The 26,140-nt window shown below is 70.5% G+C and carries 22 protein-coding genes; 4 read left to right on the forward strand and 18 right to left on the reverse strand.

From position 1 onward, the window contains the following. Positions 1–366: 366 nt before the first annotated feature. On the reverse strand, positions 367–996 hold the full coding sequence (locus BpN12_RS31830) for a hypothetical protein (RefSeq protein ID WP_246796068.1): 630 nt from the start codon (positions 994–996) through the stop codon (positions 367–369). Positions 997–1,366: 370 nt separating this feature from the next. Between BpN12_RS31830 and BpN12_RS31835 the strand changes: the two genes are divergently transcribed. Further along, complete coding sequence (locus BpN12_RS31835) at positions 1,367–1,897, forward strand: TlpA disulfide reductase family protein (RefSeq protein WP_246796069.1); 531 nt, start codon at positions 1,367–1,369, stop codon at positions 1,895–1,897. Positions 1,898–1,991: 94 nt separating this feature from the next. On the opposite strand, the gene BpN12_RS31840 is transcribed toward BpN12_RS31835, so the two are convergent. The 6 genes from BpN12_RS31840 to BpN12_RS31865 form a co-directional block, all read right to left on the reverse strand. Beyond that, positions 1,992–3,359 (reverse strand): sigma-54-dependent transcriptional regulator, encoded by a 1,368-nt coding sequence (locus BpN12_RS31840; RefSeq protein ID WP_246796070.1) that lies wholly within the window; start codon positions 3,357–3,359, stop codon positions 1,992–1,994. A 46-nt stretch (positions 3,360–3,405) separates the two neighbouring features. Beyond that, positions 3,406–5,427: a sensor histidine kinase gene (locus BpN12_RS31845; protein WP_425306384.1), complete on the reverse strand. Its 2,022-nt coding sequence runs from the start codon at positions 5,425–5,427 to the stop codon at positions 3,406–3,408. 19 nt (positions 5,428–5,446) lie between these two features. Then, on the reverse strand, positions 5,447–6,733 hold the full coding sequence (locus BpN12_RS31850; protein WP_246796071.1) for a dicarboxylate/amino acid:cation symporter: 1,287 nt from the start codon (positions 6,731–6,733) through the stop codon (positions 5,447–5,449). 457 nt (positions 6,734–7,190) lie between these two features. Further along, on the reverse strand, positions 7,191–8,396 hold the full coding sequence (locus tag BpN12_RS31855; RefSeq protein ID WP_246796072.1) for an acyl-CoA dehydrogenase family protein: 1,206 nt from the start codon (positions 8,394–8,396) through the stop codon (positions 7,191–7,193). Between the two features lie 15 nt (positions 8,397–8,411). Next, a complete protein-coding gene (locus BpN12_RS31860; RefSeq protein WP_246796073.1) occupies positions 8,412–9,629 on the reverse strand; it encodes an acyl-CoA dehydrogenase family protein in 1,218 nt (405 codons plus the stop codon). Positions 9,630–9,685: 56 nt separating this feature from the next. Then, positions 9,686–11,815: a 3-hydroxyacyl-CoA dehydrogenase NAD-binding domain-containing protein gene (locus BpN12_RS31865; RefSeq protein ID WP_246796074.1), complete on the reverse strand. Its 2,130-nt coding sequence runs from the start codon at positions 11,813–11,815 to the stop codon at positions 9,686–9,688. A 181-nt stretch (positions 11,816–11,996) separates the two neighbouring features. Here BpN12_RS31865 and BpN12_RS31870 point away from each other — a divergent pair, with 181 nt between their 5' ends. Beyond that, positions 11,997–12,914 (forward strand): LysR family transcriptional regulator, encoded by a 918-nt coding sequence (locus BpN12_RS31870; protein ID WP_246796075.1) that lies wholly within the window; start codon positions 11,997–11,999, stop codon positions 12,912–12,914. 127 nt (positions 12,915–13,041) lie between these two features. Then, positions 13,042–14,952, forward strand: a complete 1,911-nt coding sequence (locus BpN12_RS31875; protein ID WP_246796076.1) for a gamma-glutamyltransferase family protein — start codon at positions 13,042–13,044, stop codon at positions 14,950–14,952. Between the two features lie 112 nt (positions 14,953–15,064). On the opposite strand, the gene BpN12_RS31880 is transcribed toward BpN12_RS31875, so the two are convergent. The 6 genes from BpN12_RS31880 to BpN12_RS31905 all read right to left on the reverse strand — a co-directional run bounded on the left by BpN12_RS31880 (position 15,065) and on the right by BpN12_RS31905 (position 20,468). Beyond that, entirely contained in the window at positions 15,065–16,108 is a 1,044-nt protein-coding gene (locus BpN12_RS31880; RefSeq protein ID WP_246796077.1) for an ABC transporter permease subunit, read from the reverse strand. Continuing rightward, a complete protein-coding gene (locus BpN12_RS31885) occupies positions 16,105–16,899 on the reverse strand; it encodes a taurine ABC transporter ATP-binding protein (RefSeq protein ID WP_246796078.1) in 795 nt (264 codons plus the stop codon). Before BpN12_RS31885 ends, BpN12_RS31880 begins: the two co-directional genes overlap by 4 nt. 28 nt (positions 16,900–16,927) lie before the next feature. Next, positions 16,928–17,959 (reverse strand): taurine ABC transporter substrate-binding protein, encoded by a 1,032-nt coding sequence (tauA, locus tag BpN12_RS31890; protein WP_246796079.1) that lies wholly within the window; start codon positions 17,957–17,959, stop codon positions 16,928–16,930. A gap of 283 nt (positions 17,960–18,242) precedes the next feature. Beyond that, positions 18,243–19,229 (reverse strand): lipoyl synthase, encoded by a 987-nt coding sequence (lipA, locus tag BpN12_RS31895; protein ID WP_246796080.1) that lies wholly within the window; start codon positions 19,227–19,229, stop codon positions 18,243–18,245. Beyond that, positions 19,222–19,974 carry a lipoyl(octanoyl) transferase LipB gene (gene lipB, locus BpN12_RS31900; protein ID WP_246796081.1) on the reverse strand — a complete coding sequence of 251 codons (753 nt, stop codon included), beginning with the start codon at positions 19,972–19,974 and terminating at the stop codon, positions 19,222–19,224. Before lipB ends, lipA begins: the two co-directional genes overlap by 8 nt. Before the next feature lie 170 nt (positions 19,975–20,144). Next, positions 20,145–20,468: a DUF2917 domain-containing protein gene (locus tag BpN12_RS31905; RefSeq protein WP_246796082.1), complete on the reverse strand. Its 324-nt coding sequence runs from the start codon at positions 20,466–20,468 to the stop codon at positions 20,145–20,147. A 101-nt stretch (positions 20,469–20,569) separates the two neighbouring features. Here BpN12_RS31905 and BpN12_RS31910 point away from each other — a divergent pair, with 101 nt between their 5' ends. After that, positions 20,570–21,571, forward strand: a complete 1,002-nt coding sequence (locus BpN12_RS31910) for a transcriptional regulator GcvA (protein WP_246796083.1) — start codon at positions 20,570–20,572, stop codon at positions 21,569–21,571. A gap of 136 nt (positions 21,572–21,707) precedes the next feature. Here BpN12_RS31910 and BpN12_RS31915 read toward each other — a convergent pair whose 3' ends face one another. From BpN12_RS31915 to BpN12_RS31935, 5 genes are all read right to left on the reverse strand, one after another. Then, a complete protein-coding gene (locus BpN12_RS31915; protein ID WP_042626118.1) occupies positions 21,708–22,016 on the reverse strand; it encodes an HP0495 family protein in 309 nt (102 codons plus the stop codon). 36 nt (positions 22,017–22,052) lie between these two features. Then, positions 22,053–22,964 carry a D-amino acid aminotransferase gene (locus tag BpN12_RS31920; RefSeq protein ID WP_246796084.1) on the reverse strand — a complete coding sequence of 304 codons (912 nt, stop codon included), beginning with the start codon at positions 22,962–22,964 and terminating at the stop codon, positions 22,053–22,055. A gap of 125 nt (positions 22,965–23,089) precedes the next feature. Then, entirely contained in the window at positions 23,090–24,391 is a 1,302-nt protein-coding gene (locus BpN12_RS31925; RefSeq protein ID WP_246796085.1) for a D-alanyl-D-alanine carboxypeptidase family protein, read from the reverse strand. A 469-nt stretch (positions 24,392–24,860) separates the two neighbouring features. Further along, a complete protein-coding gene (locus BpN12_RS31930) occupies positions 24,861–25,493 on the reverse strand; it encodes an alpha/beta hydrolase (protein WP_246796086.1) in 633 nt (210 codons plus the stop codon). Between the two features lie 143 nt (positions 25,494–25,636). Then, complete coding sequence (locus BpN12_RS31935; protein WP_246796087.1) at positions 25,637–25,960, reverse strand: (2Fe-2S) ferredoxin domain-containing protein; 324 nt, start codon at positions 25,958–25,960, stop codon at positions 25,637–25,639. Between the last annotated feature and the right edge of the window lie 180 nt (positions 25,961–26,140).

Genomic DNA, 26,140 nt, shown 5'->3' on the forward strand with positions numbered 1-26,140 from the left:
AACTTTGTCTCGGTCGAAATTTCCCGCTGTCAAGACTTGACTTATACACATTTACCGAAATCGATCGAGAGTCTCCTATCCCTTCGCCGGACACCCGCGCGGATTTCGCAAGCCGTTGAATTGACACCCGTTTTTTTATGCCACGACAACGATGAAATCGATTTGAAAGCACCCGGGACAGGCGTTACCGCCGGCGCGGCAGGCTTGTCAACAAAGTTATCCACATCCACGGTGGACGGAAAAAAGTCCAGAGAAATCCGCCGATTAGCAGGGCTTTCCTCGACCGCGCCTGCACATCCTCAACAATCGGGTGCGACGATCAGCCGCCTAGCAGACGACGATCCAACGACTCGCGGCAACCGGGGCTCAGTCGAGCTTCAATGAACCGAAGAACTGGTCGAGCGCCTCGGCCGGCAGCGGGGCATCGGCGATCGCCACCGCCTGATAGACATGCGCGCCGCGCGCGACGAGCCGTGCCACCACCGTCTTGCCGGCCGCCGCGCCGGAAGCGCCGGGCGGCTCGCCGCGGATCGTCAGTTCGATGCCGGGCGTGCTGCCGCCCGCCGCGAGCGGCACCGCGACCTCGCGCACCGCCGGCTGCGCGCGCAGATTGCGCGACAGCGCGGCGCGCAGCGCGTCGAGCACGGCGCGCCGGCCGGCCTCGCTTGCCTCCGGCAGCATCACCGTGCCGACCGCGAACACGGCGCCGGCCACGTGCGCGGCCTGCATCCGCATCGTCAGCGGCGCGCCGCCGATCTCGACCGTGCGCGCGTCGATGGTGGGCCGGGCCGGCAGGTCGATCGTGTAGCCGGCCTCGCTGTGCAGCGTGCGCCAGTCGAGCGCGGGCGAGCAGCCGGCGACGGCCGCCGCCGCCATCACCAGCAACAGGCAGCCGCGGGCGCGCCGCCGCAAGGCCGAGGCGCAGCCACGGCGTGAGCCGCCGTCGCGCGGGAATCGCAGCCTCTCGGCAAGCATGTGGAAATCGGGGATGGACATGTCGGATCAACCAGCGACGGCCGTGGCGGCGCGCAGCGAACGCAGCGAACGCGGCGGGCAACCAGCGGAAACACATGGGAAACCGCCGCGCGGGCGCGGCACCCGTCATTATCGTCGCCGCGGCGCGCCGCGCGGCGAAATGGCCGGCATAAGCCAACACCGCGGCAAAGCACACGGCCAAACACACGAAGCATGCACGGAGAACCCGCGGCGAATCACGGCCCCCGCTGCCGCCCACCGCGCCCCGGCGGTTCCCGAATGGCCGGTATTCGTGCCCGCCACGCCCGATACGTCACACGGTTTGACGGTACAATGATCGCCGCCCGCGCAACGCCGCGCGGGTTTTCGCCTGCCCGCCGAGGTACCGACGATGAACCCTTCCCCCTCTTCCTCCCGCACCAGCCCGCTGCGCTACGTCGCGATCGCCGTGGTGGCCGCCGCCATCGCCGTGGCCGGTTATTTCGCGCTGAACGGCAAGTCGAGCGTGCCCGACGCCACCTTCACGCTGCTCTCGGGCCAGAAGGTCTCGACCGCGTCCGACCTGAAGGGCAAGGTCTACCTCGTCAATTTCTGGGCGACCAGCTGCGAGACCTGCATGAAGGAAATGCCGCAGATGGTCGACACCTACAACCGCTTCAAGGGCAAGGGTCTCGAATTCGTCGCGGTGGCGATGAACTACGATCCGCCGATGTACGTCGCCAACTATACGCAGACGCGCCAGCTGCCGTTCAAGGTCGCGCTCGACGACGGCTCGGTGGCCAAGCAGTTCGGCAACGTCCAGCTCACGCCGACCACCTTCCTGGTCGACCGCGACGGCAAGATCCTCAAGCGCTACGTCGGCGAGCCGCAGTTCGCGGAACTCGACCAGTTGCTGCAGAAGGCGCTCGGCACGAACGCGTAAGCGCCGTACCGGAACGCAGCGCATCGAAAAAGGCCGGCCGCGCCTCACGGCGCCGCCGGCCTTGTCGTTTCCCGTCCCGTCCCCGCAGTTCGCCTCAGCGTTCGTGCTCGCCCTTGGTCGAGAGCCCGTAGCGCTTGATCTTCTCGTAGAGCGTGGCCTTGCCCACGTGCAGCCGGTCGGCGGTGGCCGCGACCGCGCCGCCCGTCTGCGTCAGCGTATCGGCGATCACGGCGCGCTCGAACTGCTCGACGCGCTCCTTCAGCGACTGCTCGCCCCCCGCCTCGTCGCGCGCCTCGGCGGCACCGGCGCCGGCCTCGGCGAGCCCCTCCACCACGCCGAGCACGAAGCGGTCGGCGGCGTTGCGCAGCTCGCGCACGTTGCCGGGCCAGTCGCGCTGGATCAGGCTCTCGCGCTGCCGGTCAGTGAGATGCGGCGCGGGGCGCCCGTAGCGCACGGCCGCGTCGAGCATGAAGTGTTCGAACAGCGGCACGATGTCCTCGCGCCGCTCGGCCAGCGGCGGCAGCGCGATCGTCACGACGTTGAGGCGGTACAGCAGGTCGCGCCGGAACGTGCCGGCCGCCACGTGCTCGATCATGTCGCCCTTGGCGGCGGCCACCACGCGGCAGTTCACGCGGATCGGCTGGTTCGAGCCGAGCCGCTCCAGCACGCCGTCCTGCAGCACGCGCAGCAGCTTCACCTGCAGCGCGAGCGGCATGCTCTCGATCTCGTCGAGAAATAGCGTGCCGCCCGAGGCGTACTCGAGCTTGCCGACGCGGCGCCTGGCGGCGCCCGTGAACGCGCCCGGCTCGTAGCCGAACATCTCCGATTCGAACATCGGCTCGGGCAGCGCCCCGCAGTTCACGGCGATGAACGGCTTGTCGCGGCGCGGCGACATCTCGTGCAGGCTGCGCGCGATCAGCTCCTTGCCGGCGCCGGTGTCGCCGTTGATCAGCACCGACGCGTCGGTCGGCGCGACGTTGGCGATCAGCCTTCGCACCTGCTCGATCGCGGGGCTGCGGCCGATGATGCGCGGCGCGACCACGCCCTGCACGGCCAGCTCGCGGCGCAGCGCAAGGTTTTCGAGCACCAGCTCGCGCCGCTCGATCGCGCGGCGCACCGTCTCGATCAACCGCTCGGAGGCGAACGGCTTCTCGATGAAGTCGTAGGCGCCGTCGCGCATCGCCTGCACCGCCATGGTGATGTCGCCATGGCCGGTGACGAGGATCACCGGCACCTCCGGCGCGCGCTCGCGGCACTGCGCGAGCAGTTCGAGGCCGCTCGCGCCCGGCAGCCGGATGTCGGACACCACCGCACCGACGCGCTCGCCCAGGATCGCCTTCTCGGCCGCTTCGGCCGAGCCGAAGCCGGCCACCTCGAACCCGGCGAGCTGCAGGCTTTGCACGGCCGCGCGTCGCACCAGTTCGTCGTCTTCGATATAAATCACCTGCAGGCGGTTCGCCATCTTCTGTCACCCGGATTTCTGTCGATGTCGCGGCCCGCGAGACCCGTCAATGGCCGGCGGACATCGTCTGCGGATGATGCGTGTACGCGCGGCGCAGCGTCAAGACGAATACCGCGCCATGATCCAGTGCGTTTCGCGCAATGATCGAGCCACCCGCATCGCTGGCGATCGACGACGAGATCGCGAGACCGAGGCCGAGCCCGCGCCCCATCTCCTTGGTGGTGAAGAACGGCTCGAACAGGCGCGGCAGCAGTTCGGGCGGCACGCCGGGGCCGTTGTCGGCCACCGTGATGGCGATCGTCGCGGGCGCGGCCTCGATGGTCACGTCGATGCGCGGCGCGGTCACCCCGCCGACCGCGTCGAGCGCGTTGCCGAGCAGGTTGATCAGCACCTGTTCGAGGCGCAGGTCCTCGCAGATCGCCACCAGGTCCGGATATTCGAGCGCGGGATCGAACCGCTGCGTGCCGTCCCGCGGATCCAGCGCGTCGCTGAGCGTGACGCCGAGCGCCACGCCCTGCAGCCGCTCACGCAGCAGCGACGCGACGTTGCGCAGCGCGCGCGAGACCAGCGCGCGCTCGTTGCGCGGCCGCGCGCGGCCGACGAACAGCTTAAGCTGGTTGGTGATCTTGCCCATCCGCTCGGTCAGCGACGCGATCGCCTCGAGGTTGTCGCGCGCGGCGGCCTGCTCGCCGCGGTCGAGCAGCACGCGCGTGTTGTCGGAGAAGCTGCGCAGCGCGGCGAGCGGCTGGTTCAGCTCGTGCGTGATGCCGGCCGCCATCTGGCCGAGCGCGGCGAGCTTGCTGGCCTGCACGAGCTCGTCGTGGGCGGTGCGCAGCTCCAGCTCGGCGCGGATCCGGTCGCCCACTTCCTTCTGCAGTTGCTCGTTGGCCTGCGAGAGATCGGCGGTGCGTTCGGCCACGCGCTGGTTCAGCTCGGCATAGGCGTTCTGCAGCAGCGTGCGGCTGCGGATCATCTCGTTGACGCGCGCGCGGCGCATGCGCCAGTAGAACGCGAACAGGCACAGCGAGACGAAGCCGAAGCCGGTCACCACGGTGGCGTTGCGCGCGTCGGTGTCCACCGGCTCGACCGGCGCGAGCGTGACGAGCCGCCAGTCGGGCTCGCCGAGCCGGCGCGTGCTGGCCAGGTAGCGCGGCGGGCGCATCCCGGCGCCGAGCCGCACGATCTCGGCATCGGGGCCGAGCACCTTCTCGACGCGGATCGGCACCGGCGTGACGGGCTGCTGCGCGTACTGGCGCGTGGTGAAGATCGAGTCGGCGACGCTGCCGGTGAGCGGCTTGAGCGTGTGGTACTTCCAGGCCGGCACCGACGACAGGAAGATCACGCCGTGATCGTCGGCCACCACCAGCGGCTCGGACGCGTCGGCGCCCTGGAACCATTCGAGGTTGAGCTTGACCACCGCCACGCCGACGATGCGCCCCTCGCGCCGCACCGGCTGCGAGATGTAGTAGCCGGGATCGTGCGAGACCGTGCCGATCCCGAAGAAACGGCCCGTGCCGCCGCGCATCGCATCGATGAAGTACGGCCGGAACCGGTACTCCATGCCGACGAAGCTGTCGGGCTCGCGCCAGTTGCTGGCGGCCACGCAGTGCCCGTCGGCGGCGATCAGATAGGTGGTGGTGGCGTGCGCGTGGCGCGTGAGGTCGTCGAGATAGCGGTTGGCGCGCTCGACGTCGCCGGGCGAGTCCGGATTGGCGAGCACGTCCTGCACGAACGGATGGCCGCCGAGCAGGTAGGGCAGCGATTCGTAGCGATCCAGCGTGCTTTTCAGCGCGCTGGTGGTGCGGTCCACGCGCACCGCCGCGTTGCGGCGCAGGTCGTCCACGCCGCGCTGCCAGGTGATCGTCCAGGTCAGCGCGCAGGCCGCCGCGAGCAGCGCGACGAGCACCAGCAGGACGAGCAGGCGGCGCTTCACGTTCGCGATTTCCGGAAATTGGGAATCGCCTATTGTGGCATAGCCGTCCGCCCCAAATGCGGCGGGGCCGGCCCCGCGTGGCGCCGTCGCGCCGCCGGTTCCGGCCCCGCCGGGCAGCGGCGGCGTCTCGCGCACCGCTGCAAGGGGTTTCACGTCAGACCTTCGCGGGGCTGCCGTCAACCGTGGTTTCGCCGTTCAGCGCGGCGCGCAGCTTGTTGCGGTCGAGCTCCTTCTCCCACGCCGAGACGACGATCGTCGCCACGCCGTTGCCGACGATGTTGGTCAGCGCGCGGCACTCGCTCATGAAGCGGTCGATGCCGAGGATCAGCACCATGCCGGTGAGCGGGATGGTCGGCACCACGGCCAGCGTCGCGGCCAGCGTGATGAAGCCCGCGCCCGTCACGCCGCTCGCGCCCTTCGAGGTCAGCATCGCGACCGCCAGCAGCGTGAGCTGCTGCATCCAGGTCAGCTCGATGTTGGTGGCCTGCGCGATGAACAGCACCGCCATCGTCATGTAGATGTTGGTGCCGTCGAGGTTGAACGAGTAGCCGGTGGGCACCACGAGGCCCACCACCGAACGCGCGCAGCCCGCCTTCTCGAGCTTCTCCATCAGCTGCGGCAGCGCCGCTTCCGACGAGCTCGTGCCGAGCACGATCAGCATCTCTTCCTTGATGTAGGCCACGAAGCGCAGGATCGAGAAGCCGGTGTAGCGCGCCACCGCGCCGAGCACCACCACCACGAACACCACCGAGGTCAGGTAGAACGTGCCGATCAGCTTCAGCAGCGGCACCAGCGAGCCCACGCCGTACTTGCCGATGGTGAACGCCATCGCGCCGAACGCGCCGATCGGGGCGAGCTTGGTGATGATGTGGACGATGCCGAACAGCACGCGGCTGATGCCTTCGATGAAGTCGGTCACGACCTTGCCGCGATCGCCGAGATGCGCGAGCACGCTGCCGAACAGCAGCGCGATCAGCAGGATCTGCAGGATCTCGCCCTGGCCGAACGCGTCGAACATCGTGTTCGGGATGATGTGCATCAGGAAGTCGACCGTCGACTGGCCATGCGCCTTCGCCGCATACGACGCCACTTCCTTGCCGTTCAGCGTGGCCGGGTCGATGTTGAAGCCCGAGCCCGGACGCAGCAGGTGGGTGGCCGCGAGGCCGAGGATCAGCGCGAACGTCGAGACGATCTCGAAGTAGAGCAGCGCCTTGCCGCCGACGCGGCCGACCTTCTTCATGTCCTGCATGCCGGCGATGCCGGTCACGACCGTGCAGAAGATGATCGGGCCGATCACCATCTTGATCAGCTTGATGAAGCCGTCGCCGAGCGGTTTCATGTCGACGGCGAGCGACGGGTAGTAATGGCCGAGGATCACGCCGACGATGATGGCGAAGATCACCTGCACGTAGAGCACTTTGTAGAACGGTTTCTTCTTCACGATGGGTCCAGATTCCAGAAGGGTGAAGGGAGTCGGAGTGTCGGCGTCACGCACGCGGGCGAATGTCAGGGGGAGCGCCATTCGCCCGCGCGGCTGCCGTGCCGCAACAAGCGACGGCCTCAGACCATCCGGGGGGAAGGATACGGGTGGGGCGTCATCGGTTGTCTCCTTGCTGCTGTCGTTGTCCGGCCGGAGGGTCGGCCTTGCGACAGAGATATGCAAGCTCGATGCCAGCCCGGCGTCAGCTCGTAACACTTTGATTTCTTTATTTTTTCCAGGATTCGCCCGGCGCGGAGAATCCGGCTTTCCGGAAATCAGGATTCGGTCACGTCCGGTATTCCGGACGGATTGGAACGCATCGACCGGTAAAATCTACCGAATCGGGCGCGGGCGCCGCCTCGGCATGGCGCCGAAGCAGGAAGCGAGGGACTGGCGCCGGTCGCCTCGCGCCTGCCGCTCAGGGCCTGCCGAGCGCGATGTAGCGCGCCAGATGATGATCCTCGTCGCCGAGCGCATGGTCGATCATCACGAGCCGCTTCGCGTAGTGCGCGAGTGGCAGCTCCCAGGTCATGCCGATCCCGCCGTGCAGCTGGATCGCCTCCTCGGCCACGCGCGCGCCGGTGCGGCCGATCGTGTACTTCGCGGCCGACAGCGCGCGCTCGCGTGCCACGCGCGGCAGTTCGAGCGCGGCCGCCGCGTTGATCACCGCCGAGCGCGCCTGCTCGATCTCGAGCAGCAGGTCCGCCATGCGGTGCTGCAGCGCCTGGAAGCCGCCGATCGGCTGGCCGAACTGGCGGCGCGTGCGCAGATAGTCGATGGTCTGCGCGCGCACCACGTCCATCGCGCCGATCGCCTCGGCGCCGAGCGCCAGCAGCCCGAAGCCGGTCACGCGTTCGAGCAGCGCGGCGCCGTCGCCCGCGAGCCGCGCGCCGGCATCGAGCGCGACGCGCTCGAAACGCACCTCGGCCGCGCGGCCGCCGTCGATGGTCGGATAGGCGCGCACCGACACGCCGGGCGCCTCGCGCGGCACCACGAACAGCGCGAGGCCGGCGGGGTCGTCGTCATCGGCGCCGTCATCGGCGCCGTCGTCGCCGCCGGCGGCCGTGCCGTCGGCATCCGCGAGCCGCGCCGAGACGACGAAGAACGTCGCGCTGCCGCCGTGCGCCACCACGCCCTTCTCGCCGTCGAGCCGCCAGCCCTGCGCGGTCGGCACCGCGCGCGTCGCCACGCGATGCGGCTCGTAATGCGTACCCGGCTCGGTATGCGCGAACGCGGCCACCGCGCGGCCGTCGAGCAGCGCCGCGAGCCGCTCGCGATGCGCGGCGCCGGCGCCGCCTTCCTCATCGCCCTGCCCGCGGCCCGCGCCGAGCGCGAGCGCGCGGCCGGCCATCAGCGCGCCGAGGAACGGCTCGACCACCAGGCCGCGCCCGAGGCATTCGAACACCACCGCGATGTCGAAGCCGGCGCCGCCGAAGCCGCCGTCGGCCTCCGGGAACAGCGCGCCGATCACGCCGAGCCCGGCGAAGCGTTGCCAGAGATCGTCGCTGTAGCCGGCCTCGCCGGCGACGATGCGCTCGCGCACCGCGAAGCCGTACTGCTCGTCGACGAAGCGGTTCAGCGAATCGGCGAGCATCCGGCGATCCTCGCTGTGCGTGAAATCCATGCGGCCTCCGTTCCGTTACAGTCCGATGATCGTCTTCGCGACGATGTTCTTCTGAATCTCGTTCGAGCCGCCGAAGATCGACAGCTTGCGGTTGTTGAAATACTGCGCGGCGGCACTGGCCGCGCCGTCGGGGCCGAGTGCGGCGCTTTGATGGATTCCCTCATCGACACCGTCGTCGGCATCGAGCGCCGCGTCGACGAACGGCGCCGCGTAAGGCCCCATCGCGCGCCGCATCAGCGACGAGATCTCCTGGCGGATCTCGGTGCCGCGGATCTTCAGCATCGAACTCTCGGCGCCGGGCGCGCCGCCGCCCGCCACGGCCGCGAGCACGCGCAGGTTGGTGGTCTTCATGTTCTCCAGCTCGATCTCGACGCGCGCGAGCCGCGCGGCGAACAGCGGATCGTCGGCGAGCGGCCGGCCTTGGCGGCGCACCTTCGCGGCCACCGCGCGCAGCCGGTCGAGCGCGGCCACCGAGAAGCCGATCCCGGCGATGTTGGTGCGCTCGTAGGTCAGCAGGTATTTCGCGTAGGTCCAGCCGCGGTTCTCCTCGCCGACGAGGTTCTCCGCCGGCACCCGCACGTCGGTGAAGAACACCTCGTTCACCTCGTGCTCGCCGTCGAGCAGCACGATCGGCCGGACCTCGACGCCGGGCGTGGCCATGTCGATCAGCAGGAAGCTGATGCCCTCCTGCTTGCGCACGTCGGTGGCGGTGCGCACCAGGCAGAAGATCATGTTCGCGTAGTGGCCGAGCGTGGTCCACGCCTTCTGGCCGTTCACCACGTAGTGATCGCCGTCGCGCACCGCGCTCGTGCGCAGCGAGGCGAGATCGGAGCCCGCGCCCGGCTCCGAGTAGCCCTGGCACCACCAGTCGCTGCCGTCGAGGATGCGCGGCAGCCAGCGGCGCTTCTGCGCCTCGCTGCCGTATTTGATCAGCACCGGGCCGAGCATGTTGACGCCGAACGGCACGATGCGCGGCGCGCCGGCGATCGCGCATTCGTTGTCGAACAGGAATTTCTGCGCGACGCTCCAGCCCGGCCCGCCGTATTCGCGCGGCCAGTGGCTGGCGAGCCAGCCGCGCGCGTGGAGGATCGCGTGCCAGCGCGCCATGTCATCGCGCGTGAGGCGCAGGCCGCCCTTGACCTTGCGCGACAGCGCCGGCGGCAGCGCGTCGGCGAGGAAGCGCCGCACCTCGTCGCGGAACGCTTCTTCGGCGGGGGAGAAATCGAGGTTCATCGTATCGGCTCCGGTCGGGATCGAAGGGTTCGGGATCGCATCGCGGGCGGCGGCGCTCAGCCGGCGCGATTGAGGCTCGCGAAGGTCTCGCCGCGTTCGGCCAGCTCGACCAGCAGCGGCGAGGGACGCCAGAACACCGGATCCTCGGCGGCATAGCGGCGGATCTCGGCCAGCACCTCGGCGAGGCCGAGCGTGTCGGCATAATGGAGCGGGCCGCCATGATGGCGCGGAAAGCCGTAGCCGTGGACCAGCACCACGTCCACGTCGAGCGGGCGCAGCGCGATCTTCTCGTGCAGCACGTTGGCCGCCTCGTTGATCATCGCGGCCAGGTAGCGGCGCACGATCTCGTCGGCGTCGAACGCGCGCGGCACGATGCCCTTGGCCGCGCGCTCGGCCGCGACGATCGCCTCCACTTCCGGGTCGGGCTGGCCGCCGCGCGCGCCGTCCGGATAGCGGTAGAAGCCGCGCTGCGTCTTCTGCCCGAACCAGCCGCGCTCGCAGAGCCGGTCGGCGATCGCCACGTAGCGCAGCGCCGGATCGCGGGTGGCCGCGCGGCGCTTGCGCGTGGCCCAGCCGATGTCGCCGCCCGCCAGATCGATCACCTGGTATGGTCCCATCGGGAAGCCGAAGCCGCGGATCGCCGCGTCGATCTCATACGGCGACGCGCCATCTTCCATAAGGGTGTCGGCGGCCGTGCGGTAGACGGCCAAGAGCCGGTTGCCGATGAAACCGTCGCAGACGCCCGCGCGCACCGCCACCTTGCGCAGCCGCTTCGCGAAGCCGAACGCGGTGGCCACCACCTCGGCATTCACGCGCGCCGGCACGACGATCTCGAGCAGCTTCATCCGATGCGCAGGCGAAAAGAAGTGCAGGCCGATCACGTCGCCCGCGCGCGCGCCGGTGGTGGCGGCCAGCGCGTCGATGTCGAGATACGAGGTGTTGGTGGCAAGCACCGCGCCCGGCTTCGTCACGCGCGCGAGTTCGGCGAACACGGCCTGCTTGACGGCCATCTCCTCGAACACCGCCTCGATCACGAGATCGGCGTCGGCGAGCGCGTCGTAGGCGGTGCTGCCGGCCAGGCGCGCGAGCCGCGCGTCGCGTGCCTCGGCGCTGAGCCGCCCTTTCGCGACCAGCGCGTCGTAGACCTTCGCGACGTGGGCGCGGCCGCGTTCGAGCGAGGTCGCGTCGCGCTCGATCATCGTCACCGGCAGCCCGGCGTCGAGCACCGCCACCGCGATGCCGGCGCCCATCGTGCCGCCGCCCACCACGCCGACGCGCTCGACCGGCCGCGCCGCCGCGCCCTCGACGCCCGGCGCCTTGGCGGCCTCGCGCTCGGCGAAGAACGCGTGGACCAGGCCCGCGCGCTGCGGGCTGTCGAGGCAGGCCATGAACAGCTCGCGCTCGCGCTGCAGGCCGGCGTCGAACGGCAGCGTCAGCGCGGCCTGCACCGCCTCGACGATGCGCTGCGGCGAGAACAGCCCGCGCGCGCGCCGCGCCAGCTCGGCGCGCGCGGCTTCGATGGCCGCCTCGGCCGCGGCGCGGTCGGCCAGGCCCTGCGCGTCGCGGGTGCGGCGCACCGGCGCCGCGGCGGCCAGCAACTCGTGCGTGTAGGCGAGCCCTTCGGCCAGCGTGTCGTCGCTGGCGGCCACGCGATCGACGAGGCCGAGCCCGAGCGCGGCCCCGGCGCCCACGTGCCGCCCGCTCAGCATCAGGTCGAGCGCCGCGGCCGCGCCGATCAGGCGCGGCGCGCGCTGGGTGCCGCCGGCGCCGGGCAGCAGCCCGAGCAGCACCTCGGGCAGGCCGAGCGTGGCGCCCGGCAGCGCGATCCGGTAATGCGCGGCCAGCGCCACCTCGAGCCCGCCGCCCAGCGTCGCGCCGTGCAGCGCCACCACCACCGGCTTCGCGCTGTCCTCGATGCGGCGGCACACGTCGGGCAGCGCGGGCGGCTGCGGCGGCTTGCCGAACTCGCGGATGTCGGCGCCGGCGATGAAGTTGCGGCCCGCGCCGACGATCAGCACCGCCGCCACGGCGGCATCGGCGGCGGCCGCGTCGAACGCCTCGGCGAGGCCGCGCCGCACCTCGGCGGACAGCGCGTTGACGGGCGGATGGTCGACGGTGACGACGAGCACCTCGTCACGGCGCTCGCGCGTGACGGTGCCGGAGGCGGGCGGAAGCGGCGTGGACATCGGGTCTCCTCGGAGGGAATGGCGGCGCGCGTGGCGGCCGGCTACGGCAGCGGGCAGCGGAGCAATCGGCGGTGCGCATTGCAATGCCGTCGATTCTCGATTGATCCAGCCCGATTGACAATTCCAGGATCGTTTTACAAGCTGTCAAAGTTTCCTTGACAATCGGCGGGTGGACACCGGGATGGACCTGAACGCGTTGACGCTGCTCGTCGAGATCCTCGACGCCGGCAACCTCAGCAACGCCGCGCGCCGGCTCAAGATGAGCCGCGCCAACGTGAGCTACCGGCTCAACCAGCTGGAGAAGTCGGTCGGCCTGCAACTGGTGCGGCGCACCACGCGGCGCATCGAGCCGACCGAGGTGGCGCTGCGGCTCGTCGAGCACGGCCGGCGCATCCAGCACGAGCTGCTGGCCGCGCGCGAGACGGTGGCCACGCTGGGCCAGGAGCTGCAGGGGCGCGTGCGGCTGTCGGTGCCGAGCGGCTATGGGCAGATCGTGATGTCGGACTGGCTGATCGCGTTCAAGCGGCGCCATCCCGGCATCGTGCTCGACGTGGTGTTCGAAAACCGCGTCGAGGATCTGCTGCGCGACGAAGTCGACATCGCCGTGCGCGTGCTGGCCGAGGCGCCGCCGAACCTCGTCGCGCGCGACATGGGCGCGGTGCGCTACGTGGCCTGCGCGTCGCCCGAGTTCGCCGCGCGCCACGGCATGCCGGCCACGCTCGACGCACTGGCCGACGCGCCCGTGATCACCGCCACCGTGGTCGGGCGGCAGTTGCGGATCGCCGCCTATCTCGACAGCGAGCGCCACGAAGTGCTGCTCGCCCCCACGCTGATCTCCGAGAACTTCCCGTTCCTGCGCCAGGCCGTGCTGGCCGGGCTCGGCGTGGGCATCGTGCCCGACTACGTGATCCACGACGACTGGCGCCGCGGCGCCGTGGTCACCACGCTCGACGCGTACCGGCTCAGCATCTTCGGCACGCGCATGGCGCTGCTCTACATGCCGAACCGCCACCATACGCGCGCGATGGCCACCTTCATCGAGTTCATCCTCGACGAGGCGCGCAAGTCGGGGCGCGCGGTCGATCGACCTGGCGGATGACGCTGATGCTTGGCGCCCCGCTCGCGGCCGTCGAGGGATTCGACGGATGACGCCACCCCGTGCGAGCGGCGACAATGGCGCGCCGCCCGCGCCCACTTTTTTTCCGACGCTCCTTCCGAGGTAATCGATGATCGACCGGATTCGCCCGCGCCCGACCTTGCCCGCCAACGCCGCCGCCACCGCCCTGGCCGCCACTGCCGCCGCCGTCCTGCTGGTCGCGCTGAGCGCCTGCTCGACCTCGACCACGCCGTCGGCATCGCATGCGCCGGGCGCAGCGAGCGCGTCGGGGCCGGCCGCCGCCTCGGCTGCCGGCGGCACGGACGACGCCGACGCGGCGCGCGCCGAGGCCGCCACCCGCTGGACCGACAAGCCGGGCTGGACCGCGCGGCGCGAGATGATCGTCGCCGCCAACCCGTTCGCCGCGCAGGCCGGCGCCGAGATCCTGAAGGCGGGCGGCAGCGCCGTCGACGCGGCGATCGCGGCCCAGATGGTGCTCACGCTCGTCGAACCGCAGTCGTCCGGCCTCGGCGGCGGCGCATTCCTGCTGTTCAGCGACGGCAAGACCACCGAGGCGCTCGACGGCCTCGAAACGGCGCCGGCCGCCGCGAACGGGCGCCTGTTCGCCGGCGCCGACGGCACGTCCGGCGAATCCGGCGCGCGCGCGGTCGGCGTGCCGGGCACGCTGCGCATGCTGGAGACGGCCTATCGCGAGCACGGCCGGTTGCCGTGGAAGCGGCTGTTCCAGCCGGCGATCCGGCTCGCCGAGCAGGGCGTGCCGATCAGCCCGCGCCTGGCCGCGCTGCTCGCGCGCGAGCCGGCGCTGCGCGACGACCCCGCCGCGCGCGCGCTCTACTACGACCGCGACGGCCAGCCGAAGGCGGCCGGCACGCTGCTGCGCAACCCCGCGCTCGCGGCCACCCTGCGACAGATCGCGGGCGGTGGCGCGCACGCGTTCTACGAAGGCCCGATCGCGCGCGAGATCGTCGCGCGGGTCGGCAAGCCGGCGGCCAACCCCGGGCGGCTGACGCTGCAGGATCTCGCGCGCTACCGCGCCCGGCCGCGCACGCCGCTCTGCACCGACTATCGCAACTGGACCGTCTGCGGGATGCCGCCGCCGTCCTCGGGCGGGCTCGTCGTCGCGCAGCTGCTCGGCATCCTCGAGGCGCGGCCCGACTGGCGCAAGCCGGCCACGCAGCAGCCGGTGCGCACGGCGTCGGGCCTCGAGCCCACGCCGCTCGCCGCGCACCTGTTCAGCGAGGCGGGGCGGCTGGCCTACGCCGACCGCGCACGCTACGTCGCCGACCCCGACTTCATCGCGGCGCCGGGCGGGCCGGGCGCCGACTGGCAGCGGCTGGTCGCGCCCGCCTATCTCGCGCAGCGCGCGCAGCGGATCGGCGAGACCGACACCGGCCGCGCGAGCGCGGGCCTGCCGGACGGCGCGTCGCTCGCGGGCGCGTTCGGCGACGACCCGGCCGCGACCGAGCCGGCCGCGAGCCAGCTGTCGATCGTCGATCGCTACGGTGCGGCCGTGTCGATGAGTTCGGGGCTCGGGCGCCCGTTCGGCGCGAAGCTGATGGTGCGCGGCTTCCTGCTCAACGACGGCCTCGACGCCTTCTCGCATCTGCCGCCCAATCGCGGCCAGCCGCTCGCGAACCGCGTCGAGGGCGGCAAGCGTCCGCGTTCGTCGCTCGCGCCCGAACTCGTGTTCGAGCGCGGCACGCGGCGCGTGGCGCTGGTGCTGGGCGCGGCCGACGGCGTGGACGCCGCGAAGACGCTGGTCGGCGTCGGCGACCAGGGGCTGACGATCCAGCAGGCGATCGCGCTGCCCTACGTCGGCTCGCGCAACGGCCCGACCGAGCTGGAACGCGGACGCGTGTCCGACGCGCTCGCCGACGCGCTGCGGCGGCGCGGGCATGACGTGCGGATGGTCGAGGTGGCGTCGGGGCTGGCCGGGCTGCAGCGGATCAGCGTGGACGGGCAGTCGCTGTGGCTCGGCGGCGCCGATCCTCGGCGCGAAGGGGTGGCGGTCGGGGATTGACAGGGCGGGCTTTGGGCCGGGGCGGGATGCGGTGTGGATGCGGCGCGGCGGATGGCGCGGCTCCGGTGGAACGCGGCGGCGCCAGCCGGCCGCTTGGCGCTTGGCACCTGCCCTATCCGCGTCCCTTCCACGGCACGAGCCGCCGCTCCAGCGCACGCATCGCCAGATCGAAGCCCCAGGCGATCAGGCCGATCAGCACGATCCCCATCACCACCACGTCGGTGCGCAGGAAGCTCGACGCGTTGAGCACCATCTGCCCGAGCCCGGCCGTGGCGGCCACCATCTCGGCGGCCACCAGCGTGGTCCAGCCGAAGCCGATGGCGATCCGCAGCCCGGTCAGGATCTCGGGCAGCGCGGCCGGCAGCACCACATGGCGCACCACCTGCTCGGCGCTGCCGCCGAGCGACCAGGCCGCGGCGATCTGCTCGCGCGTCGCGCTGCGCGCGCCGGCACGCGCGGCCATCGCGATCGGCGCGAAACAGGCGAGAAAGATCACCACGATCTTGGCGGTCTCGTCGATGCCGAACCAGATCACCACCAGCGGCAGATAGGCGAGCGGCGGCAGCGGCCGGTAGAACTCGAGCGGCGGATCGAGCAGCCCGCGCGCGACGCGGCTCACGCCCATCAGGATGCCGACCGGGATGCCGATCAGCGCGGCCAGCGCGAACGCGCCGAACACGCGCAGCGCGCTCCAGCCCAGATGCTCGGCAAGCGGCACGCCGCCCTGCAGGTTGCCGTGCCACGCATCGACGAACGCGCGCCAGACCGCCGCCGGTGCCGGCAGGAACAGCGGCGGCACCCAGCCGAAGTGCGTCGCGGCCCACCAGAGCAGCGCGAGCCCGGCCACCGACGCGCCGCTGAGCGCGGCCGTCGGGCCGTCGCCGGGGCGCCGCGAGCCGTGATGCGGGCGACGGCGCGTGGTCGTCCGGCGGGACGGCGGCGTGCCATGCGAACCGGACGCGACAGCAGCGGCCTGCGTCGCCTCGCCGGTGCCCGCGCGGGCCGGATTGGCTCGCGACAAATCGGCGGCATGCTCACGCAAACCGGCCTCGGCGCTCGCCCGATCCGTCCCGAACGACTCGACCTCACGCCCCATCGCACCCGCCTCCGCAACATCGAACGCCGTGCCGCCCCGCCCTTCGTCGCGCCCGCTCATGCCGCCTCCGTCGCGTCACGCCGATGCAGCAGGCCGATCAGCCGCTCGCGCCATGCGATGAAATCGGGCGCGGACTTCACGGCGCGCGCATCGCGCGTGTCCACGTAGCGCCGTGCGAACGGCAGCGCATGCGATTCGGCGATGCGCCCCGGCCCCGGCGTCATCACCACCACGCGCGTGCCGAGAAACAGCGCCTCCTCCACGTCGTGCGTGATGAAGAACACCGTCTTGCCGGTGCGCGCCCACAGATCGAGCACGAGCGCCTGCATCGACTCGCGCGTGAGCGCGTCGAGCGCGCCCATCGGCTCGTCCATCAGCAGCACGCGCGGCTCGCCGGCGAGCGCGCGCGCGATACCCACGCGCTGCTGCATGCCGCCCGAAAGTTCGTAGACGCGCGCATGGGCGTGCCGTTCGAGCCCGACCAGCGCGAGCATCCGGCGCGCGCGCGCATGGCGCTCGGCCTTCGGCACACGCTGGAAACGCAGCCCGAGCGCGACGTTGTCAAGCACGTCGAGCCACGGCAGCAGCGCGTATTTCTGGAACACCACGCCGCGATCGGCACCCGGCCCGCTCACCGGCGCGCCGTCGATGCGCACCTCGCCGGCGCCCGGCTCGACGAAACCGGCGATGCAGTTCAGCAAGGTGGTCTTGCCGCAGCCGGACGCGCCCACCGCCACCACGAATTCGCCCGCCTCGATCGACAGGTCGACGCCGGCGAGCGCCCGCGTGCCGTCGCGCCCGCGCTCGCCGGGATAGTCCACCGACAGCTGCCGGATCTCGAGCAGGCTCATCGCGCGCCTCGGCGTCGGTCGCGGCCGCTCAATGCGCGGCCGCCTGCACGAAGCGCGGATCGACGCCGACCGAGTAATCGGGCAGCACCGTCTGGATCGTGCCCTGCGTCTTCAGGAACACCGCCGTGGCGGCCAGCGACTTCGCCGCGCCCGCTTGCGCGCCACCGCCGAGCCAGGTAGCCGACGCCTGCTCGGCAAGCGGCGGGAACGCATAGAGCGCGAGGCTCGCCGGCACGTCGTCGGGATTCGCGCCCGATTCCTTCGCGACCGCCGCGGCCTGCGCCGAGCCCTTGCCCCAGGCGGCCGGATGCGCGCGATAGTCGGCGTCGGCCGCGGCCAGCACCTTCACGAAGCGCGTGACGAAATCGGCGTGGTCCTTCGCGAACTCGCGCGTGACCACGAAGCCGTCGAAGGTCGCCTTGCCGCTCGCCTTCGCGACCTGCCCCGAGGTGGTCAGCACCGTGCCGCTCTGCTTGACCTTCGCGAGCACCGGGTCCCAGATGTAGGTCGCGTCGATGTCGCCGCGCGCCCAGGCCGCCGCGACCTCGGGCGGGCGCAGGTTGACGATCTTCACGTCGTTCGGGTTCACGCCCGCCTGCTGCAGCGCCACCAGCGTGTGGAAATGCGAGGTGGAGACGAACGGCACGCCGATCTTGTGGCCCTTCAGGCCGGCCACGCTGGTCACGCCCGAGCCGTTGCGCGCGACCAGCGCCTCGGCGTCGTTGATGTTGTCGAGAATCCAGAACAGCGAGATGTCCACGCCCTGCGAGAGGCCGGCCGCGATCGGGCTCGAACCCGCCTCGCCCAGCTGCACCGAGCCGGAGGCGAGCGCGCGGATCACGTCGGCACCGCTGCCGAGCTTGCGGAACGTGACGTGGTAGCCGGTCGCCTTCTCGACTTCGCCGGTGGCCTGCGCGTAGCGCCACGGCACGACCATGTCCTGGTAGGCGATCACCACGTCCTTGTCGGCCGCGCGCGCGGTGAGCGGCAGCGCGGTGGCAAGGGTGGCGAACGCGGTGGCGAGCGCGACGGCGGCACGGACGGGGCTGAAACGCGGCATGACGATCCTCGAGTCGGGAAGCGGGTGGCACGAAAAGGCACGAAAGCGCCCGACTATAGAGACTTGGCCCGCACGCGGTTCTAACGATTCCTGCGATGCAATTGACGCTGCCGCCGCTATGCTTTTCGCGTTCGGGTGGATGGCGGCGACGGGATCGCGGCGCGGGCGCGGCGGCAGCACGGCAGGCAGCCCGCCTCATCCCCGCCCCCAAAGCAAAAGCCCGCCGGAGGGCGGGCTTTCGTGTCGTGCTTTCCGATGACGCTTTCGCGCCGGCGGCGGTAACTCAGACCACGCCCGCCCCATGCGCCTGCAGATCGGCGTGGTAGCTCGAACGCACCATCGCGCCCACGGCCGCGTGCGTGAAGCCCATCTTGTAGGCTTCTTCCTCGTACATCCTGAACACGTCCGGATGCACGTACTCGCGCACCGGCAGATGGTGCTCGGACGGCTGCAGGTACTGGCCGATCGTCAGCATGTCGACGTCGTGCTCGCGCAGGTCGCGCATCACCTGCAGGATTTCCTCGGGCGTCTCGCCGAGGCCGACCATCAGCCCCGACTTGGTCGCGACTTCCGGATGCAGCGCCTTGAAATCCTTCAGCAGCTTCAGCGAATGCGCGTAGTCCGAACCGGGGCGCGCTTCCTTGTAGAGGCGCGGCACCGTTTCGAGGTTGTGGTTCATCACGTCGGGCGGCGCGGCGTTCAGGATGCCGATCGCGCGGTCGAGACGGCCGCGGAAGTCCGGCGTGAGGATCTCGATGCGGGTCTCGGGCGACTGCTCGCGCACCTGGCGGATGCACTCGACGAAGTGGCCGGCACCGCCGTCGCGCAGGTCGTCGCGGTCCACGCTCGTGATCACCACGTACTTCAGGCGCAGCGCGCCGATGGTGCGCGCGAGGTTGGCCGGCTCCTGCGGATCGAGCGGATCGGGGCGGCCGTGGCCGACGTCGCAGAACGGGCAGCGACGCGTGCATTTATCGCCCATGATCATGAAGGTCGCGGTGCCCTTGCCGAAACATTCGCCGATGTTCGGGCAGCTCGCTTCCTCGCAGACGGTGTGCAGGTTGTGCTCGCGCAGGATCGTCTTGATCTCGTTGAAGCGCGAGCTGCCGGTGGCCGCCTTCACGCGGATCCACTCGGGCTTCTTCAGCTTCTCGATCGGCACGATCTTGATCGGAATCCGGGCCGTCTTTGCCTGGGCCTTCTGCTTCGAGGTCGGATCGTAGGCGGCGACCGGATCGGCCGATGCGGGGGTTGCGGTTACGTCAGTCATTCGAATGTTCCAGTGCCTGCGGCAAAGCGGCGGCGATGGCGCCGTCGAGGTTGGCGGTCAGACGGCGCACGAGTGTGCCGGCGACGTCGCGCCAGTCGGCGATCACGCCGACGGTCGCCATGTCGACCGTTTCGAGTCCCGCGTAGCCGCACGGATTGATCGCGAGAAACGGGCGGAGGTCCATCTGCACGTTGAGGCTCAGGCCATGATAGCTGCAGCCGTTGCGGATCTTGAGCCCGAGGGCGGCGATCTTCGCGCCGGCATGCGGCCCCGATTCCACGTAGATGCCGGGCGCGCCCGCCTTGCGGACCGACGCGAGATTATACGCCGCGAGGGTTTCGATCACGGCCTGCTCGATGCGCTCGACCGTGCCGCGCACCATCAGCTTGCGGCGCCGCAGGTCCACCAGCAGGTAGGCGACGATCTGGCCCGGGCCGTGATAGGTGATCTGCCCGCCGCGATCGACCTTCACGAGCGGCACGCCGCTGTCGGCGACGAGCAGGTGCGAAGGGTTGCCGGCCTGGCCGAGCGTGAAGACGGGCGGATGCTCGACGAGCCAGATCTCGTCGGGCGTGTCGGGCGTGCGCGCGTCGGTGAACGCGCGCATCGCGTCGAAGGTCGGCTCGTAAGGCGCGGAGCCGAGCCACCGCACGACGATCGGCGGCAGCGCGGCGGCCTCGGGGGCAACCGCGCTGCCGGACTCGGTGGATATAGGGGACGGGATGGAAACCGGCGGCGCTGACATGGGCGCTAGTTTACCGAAAACCGACACGCGCCGCCGGCCCGCTGTGCGCAACGACAACGGCGGGACGACGGCGGGACAACGGCGGCAACGGGGAGCAGCGGCCAGGGAGCAACGCCAATGCCGCCATCCATGACGTCAATGGCGGCCGATGTGCGTGGCGCCCGCGCCGCTCACACCGTGCGCCAGCCGTCGTGGAAGCGCGCGAGCCAGCCGGCGAGCCGCGCGAACAGCGTCTGCGCGGCCTCGCGCGGGGTGGCCGCGACGCTGAACGACACGCAGGCGCTGCCCGGCCCCTCGACGCCGAGCCACAGCCGCTCGCCGCGGCGCAGCCGCAGCGAGGCACCGGACACGAGGAAATAGTCGTCCACGTCGTGGCTGCGCGTGGCCCAGACGGTCGCGCCCTGCACCGCCAGACGCGTGCTGCGCACCACTTTCATCGGTACGATCTCACCGGCCTGGATCTCGAACGTGACGCTTGAAGAAATTTCTCTCATGATGCGCTCCGGTAAGCACGGTGGAATGACTACAATCGTAGACACATCAACGGCTTGCGCAAAACGAGACGTTTTCACGTTCTTGTGAGAAAAATTAGCAAGTGGATCCTCGCAAACTTCCCCCGCTGAACGCGCTGCGCGCGTTCGAGGCCGCCGCCCGCCACGGGAGCTTCTCGCGCGCGGCCGACGAACTGTTCGTCACGCACGGCGCGGTCAGCCATCAGGTCCGCGCGCTCGAGGAGGAGCTCGGCGTGCCGCTCTTCACCCGCAACGGCCGCCGGCTCGGGCTCACCGAGGCCGGCGAGCGCTACGCGCGGCAGGTGCGCGCCGCGCTGGCGATGCTGGTGGACGCGACGATCGAAGTCTGCGCGTCGGACCGGCCGAACCGGCTGATCGTGTCCTCGCTGCAGTCGTTCGCCGCGCGCTGGATCACGCCGCGGATCGGCTCGTTCATCGACCGGCATCCCGGCATCGACCTCGAACTGAAGTCCACCGATTCGCTGACCGATTTCTCGCGCGACGACGTCGACGTGGCGATCCGCTTCGGCAACGGCCACTATCCGGGGCTGCACGTGGAAAAGCTATTCGACGAGGTGTTCCTGCCGGCCTGCGCGCCGACGCTGAACGGCGGCGTGCTGCCGAGGGAGCCGGCCGACCTGGCGCGCTATCCGCTGCTGCGCTCCGACGACGAACTGTGGCGCCCGTGGTTCGACGCGGCCGGCCTCGCCACGCTGACCGAGCCCAAGCGCGGGCTGCTGTTCCAGGATTCGTCGCAGCTGGTGCAGGCCGCCATCGACGGCCAGGGCATCGCGCTGGTGCGCCGCTCGCTGGCGGCGGCCGAACTCGAGGCGGGCCGCATCGTGCGCCTGTTCGACATCCTCGGGCCGAGCCCGTGGCACTGCTATTTCGTCTGTCCGCGCTCGCGGATCCAGCTGCCGCGCGTACAGGCGTTTCGCAGCTGGCTGCTGGAGGAACTGGCGCGCTTCGAGCAAAGCTGGGCGCGCGTGATGGCGCGGCCGGCGGCCAGCTCGGCCGCCGCGCGCAAAGCGGCGAGGGAAACCGGCAAGGTGGCCGACGTCACGGAAACGGGCGAGGTGCCCTGACCCGGGCAACGAGAGAACGACGGGAAGGGATGTCCGGCGCGGACGGAGGAAAACGCGGCGGCGCACGTGCGGCCGCCGCCGGCCACGCCGCCCGCGCCGCCGGACAAGACCTGGCGACGCGCGCGGCCGGCGCGAATTACAGCACGACCTTGACCATCGGATGGCCGGTCAGCGAGCGGTAGATGTCGTCGAGCTGCTGCTGGCTCGTGGCGCGCACCGTGATCGTCAGGCCCGTGTAGTTGCCGCCGCTCGACGAACGCTCCTCGATCTTCTCCAGATCGATCTCGTTGTCGTGAACGGCCACCACCTTGAAGATCGTGTCCTTGAACTCGGGATGGGCCTTGCCCATGATCTTGATCGGGAAGTCGCAGGGAAATTCGAGCAGCGTGTCCTTCCTGGTATCGATCGCACCAGTCAGTTCGACTGTCTTGGTCGGTTCGGTCATTTGGCTTCTCCAGAAGGAATCGATGAAAACGGGCGTTCAGGCGAGCGCCAGCTCGCGCACCTTGGCGCGCTGGTAGGCCTCGTAGAGCGCGATGAACACGGGGCCGGGGCGGCCGTCCTGCACCGGCAGATCGTCGAGCGAGGTGACGGGCAGGATTTCGCGCGTGGCCGACGTCAGCAGGATCTCGTCGGCCGCGCGCAGTTCGGCTTCGTTGATCTCGCGCGCCACGAACGGAATCCCGCATTCCTCGGCGAGCTCCTCGACGAGCGCGTAGCGGATCCCTTCGAGGATCCGGTTGCTGCGCGGCGGAGCGAGCAGTTCGCCGTTCTTCACGACCCAGATGTTGGTCGACGAGCCCTCGGTGAGGTTGCCGTCGCGCAGCTGGATCGTCTCGAACGCCTTGCGTTCGGCCGCATGCTGGGCCATCAGCACGCTGCCGAGCAGCGAGGTCGACTTGATGTCGGCGTGCAGCCAGCGGCGGTCTTCCGCCGTCACGCAGCGCACGCCGGTGGTCCGCATCTCGTTGCCGGGCAGCTCCATCGGGCTGACCATCATGAACACGGTGGGCACGATGTCGGCCGGAAACGCATGGCCGCGCTTCGCGACGCCGCGCGTGATCTGCAGGTAGACCTTGGCGTGCTCGCCCTCGTCGAAGCCGGCCGCGTTGGTGGCGAGCAGCTCGTCGATCAGCGCGGTCCAGCCCGCGTCGTCGCGCGGGTTCGGGATGCCGAGCTTCTTGAGGCTGCGCTCGAGCGGCGCCAGATGCTGCGGCAGCCGGAACGGCGTGCGGCGGCCGTCGTGCGCGTACACCGGCACGACCTCGTAGATGCCGTCGCCGAAGATGAAACCGCGATCGAGGACCGGCACGCGCGCCTGCGACAGCGGCACCCGTTGCTCCTCGGCCGAGATGCTCAGATAGACGACCGGATCGAAATCAGCTTGGCTCATGGCGATCAAAAAATCTCAGTGGCGATGCGTCCGAGTCGACCACGTCGCGGCACGGCGCGGGTTGCGGCAGGTCAGCGGAGCCCGGCGCGACGCGCGCGCCGGACCCGCGCCGGGCCGGCGTCTGCTTACTTCTTGCTGAACATCAGCAGGATCGAATCCCAGAGGCGGCCGAAGAAGCCCGCTTCCGGCACCGCCTGCAGCGCGACGACCGGGAACTGCGCGACCGTCTTGCCGTCCGCCACGAACTGCACCGTGCCGACCTGCTGGCCTTCGGCGAGCGGCGCGATGAGCGGCGTGTTCAGCGTGACCTGCGGCTTGATCTTGTCGCCCACGCCCTTGGGCAGCGTCACGAACTGGTCCTTCTGCACGCCGACCTGCACCGAGTTCGCGCGGCCCTTGTAGACGCGCGGCGTGTCCACCGCCTGGCCGCCCTTGTAGAGGCGCACCGTGTCGAACGCGCTGTAGCCGTAGTTCAGCATCTTCAGGCTGTCCTGCACGCGGTCGCTTTCCTTCGTCTCGCCCATCATCACCGACACGAGGCGGCGCGAGGCGTCGGAGCCCGGCAGCGGACGCTTGGCCGAGGCGATCAGGCAGTAGCCGGCGGCCTGCGTGTGGCCGGTCTTCAGGCCATCGACAGTCGGGTCGATCCACAGCAGCCGGTTGCGGTTCGGCTGGCGGATGTTGTTGTAGGTGAATTCCTTCACCGAGAAGATGTTGTAGTAGTCGGGGAAATCGCGGATCAGGCGCGCCGACAGCACGGCCAGATCGCCCGCCGTGGTGTAGTGCTGCGGGTCGGGCATGCCGTTCACGTCGGCGAAGTGGGTGCCCTTCATGCCGAGCTTCTGCGCCTCGGCGTTCATCATGTTGACGAACTGCGATTCGCTGCCGCCGACCAGCTCGGCCAGCGCGATCGCGGCGTCGTTGCCCGACTGGATGATCATCCCGTAGACGAGGTCGTGGACCGACACCGGCTTGTTCGCCTCGATGAACATGCGCGACTCGTCGGTGCCGACGCGGCGCACCGCCTCGCTCGGCGTCACGACCTGCTCCATCGAGATCTTCTTGGTCGAGAGCGCCTCGAACACCAGGTAGGCCGTCATCAGCTTGGTCAGCGAGGCGGGCTCGACGCGCTCGTCCGCGTTGCCGGAGGCGAGCACCTGGTTGCTGCTCGCGTCGACCAGCACCCACGAGCGCGCGTTGACGCCGGGCGGCGGTACCGCGCCCGGCAGGTAGGTGGCCGGCGCGCCGGTCGGCGCCTCGGTGGCCGCCGCGGCGGCCTTCGCCTTGGCGGCGGGCTTCGCCTGCGCGACGGCGACCGTCGTCACGAGCGCGGCGGGCATGACGACGCCGAGCGCGAGGTTGCGCGCAACGGCGGCGAAAGCGGTGGAAGAAGCGAGGGACTTGAGGCCTACGGAGGACAAACGCATGATCGATTCAGGCAGATGGCAGAAAGTGCTGCGCACGGGGCGCGAGATCGGGGAACCGGGACGGCGAGCGGTCCGGCCGCGGCACCTTGGCGGAGCCGGGCGCGACGCGCGGGATTGGACAGGCGGCAGCGGCGTCGGTTCGCGCGACGCGCGGGTTTCGCGCACCGCCGCCGAACCCGCCAACCGCACCGGACCGGGCGCGCGACGCAGGCAAGCCCGGCCATTATACGGGCGCGCGGGCGGCCCAAGCCCGCAAGCGGCGTTTTCGTCGCGTGGAACGGACAGGCCGCGGCGCGTGCGATCCGGCCCGGAAATCGTCGCGCGAGGCGGCTCGATCGCCGGTTCGATACCGGCATTCATCCCGGTCTGATGCCGGGTGGATCTCGGTCCAATGCCGCTCCGATGCCGGGTCCATGCAAGGTCGATGCCGGATCGACGCCCGGCACGGCGGCCGCCTCGCGGCCCGGTTTCAGCGCCAGGCGTCGGTGATCACGCGCCGCAGGATGTGCAGCTTGCGGTGGAAGAAATGCTCGGCGCCCGGGATCACCACCACCGGCAGTTCCTGCGGCCGCGCCCAGTCGTAGACCGAGGCGATCGGCACCGTGTCGTCGGTCTCGCCGTGGATCACGATGGTGTCTTCGGGCACCTCGGCCACTTCCCAGCGGCTCGCGGCGGTGCCGACGAACACCATCCGCTCGATCACCGCGCCCTGTTCGCGCAGGCGCTTCGCGACATGCGACAGCACGAACGTGCCGAACGAGAAGCCGGCCAGCACCAGCGGCGCGTCGGCCTGGCCCGGCTGCGCGCGCAGGTGGGCGATCACGGCGAGCAGGTCGTCGGCCTCGCCGTGGCCGTTGTCATGGGTGCCCTCGGTCGCGCCGACACCGCGGAAGTTCGAGCGATAGACCGTGTAGCCGAGCTGCGTGAAGGTGCGCGCGAGCGTCTGCGCGACCTTGTTGTCCATGCTGCCGCCGAACAGCGGATGCGGATGCGCCACCAGCGCGACGCCGCGCGTGGCGGTGCCCTCGGGCGGCTGGTCGACGGCGATCTCGATACGGCCGACCGGGCCGTCGATCAGGAATTTCTCGGTTTGGGCATTCATGGCGGCGCTTCGCTGCGAGGTAACGGTGAATCGGGTGAATCGGCGGGGAAACCACGGGAAAAACGGCGGCCCGAACGACGCCGGGCACGGCGCGCGGGACCGCGGGACGGGATGTGCGGGCGCTCGGAACGCGCGGGCGCCGCTCAGATCATCAGGCGCTCGACCACCTTGCCGTCGCGCAGATGCGATTCGACGATCTCGTCGATGTCCTGCTTGTCGACGTAGGTGTACCAGGTGCCCTCGGGATACACCACCATCACCGGCCCCTCCTCGCAGCGGTCGAGGCAGCCGGCCTTGTTGATGCGAACCTTGCCGGCGCCCGCCAGGCCCAGTTCCTTCACGCGCTTTTTCGCGTATTCCTGCATCGACTGCGCACCGCAATTCGCGCAGCTTTGACGATCCGCGCTCGGGTCGCGCTGGTTCAGACAGAAGAAGACGTGGTGCTGGTAGTAGGCGTTGCCGTTCATGGTGTGGGAGCCGCCCGCGTGCGCGAGGCGCCGCCGGCTGAATGGGTGAGGTGGGTGATCGATTATAGCGAGCGGTGGCGACGGGTGCAGAGGCCGCGCGCGGGCGTCTTTTCGTGACGGGTGCCGGTCGTTTCGTCATGAATCTGCGGCGGGAGGCGAGCGGCGGCGAGCCCGGCCGAC

The sequence above is a fragment of the Burkholderia perseverans genome, from assembly GCF_022870505.1.
GTDB classification, from domain to species: Bacteria; Pseudomonadota; Gammaproteobacteria; order Burkholderiales; family Burkholderiaceae; genus Burkholderia; species Burkholderia plantarii.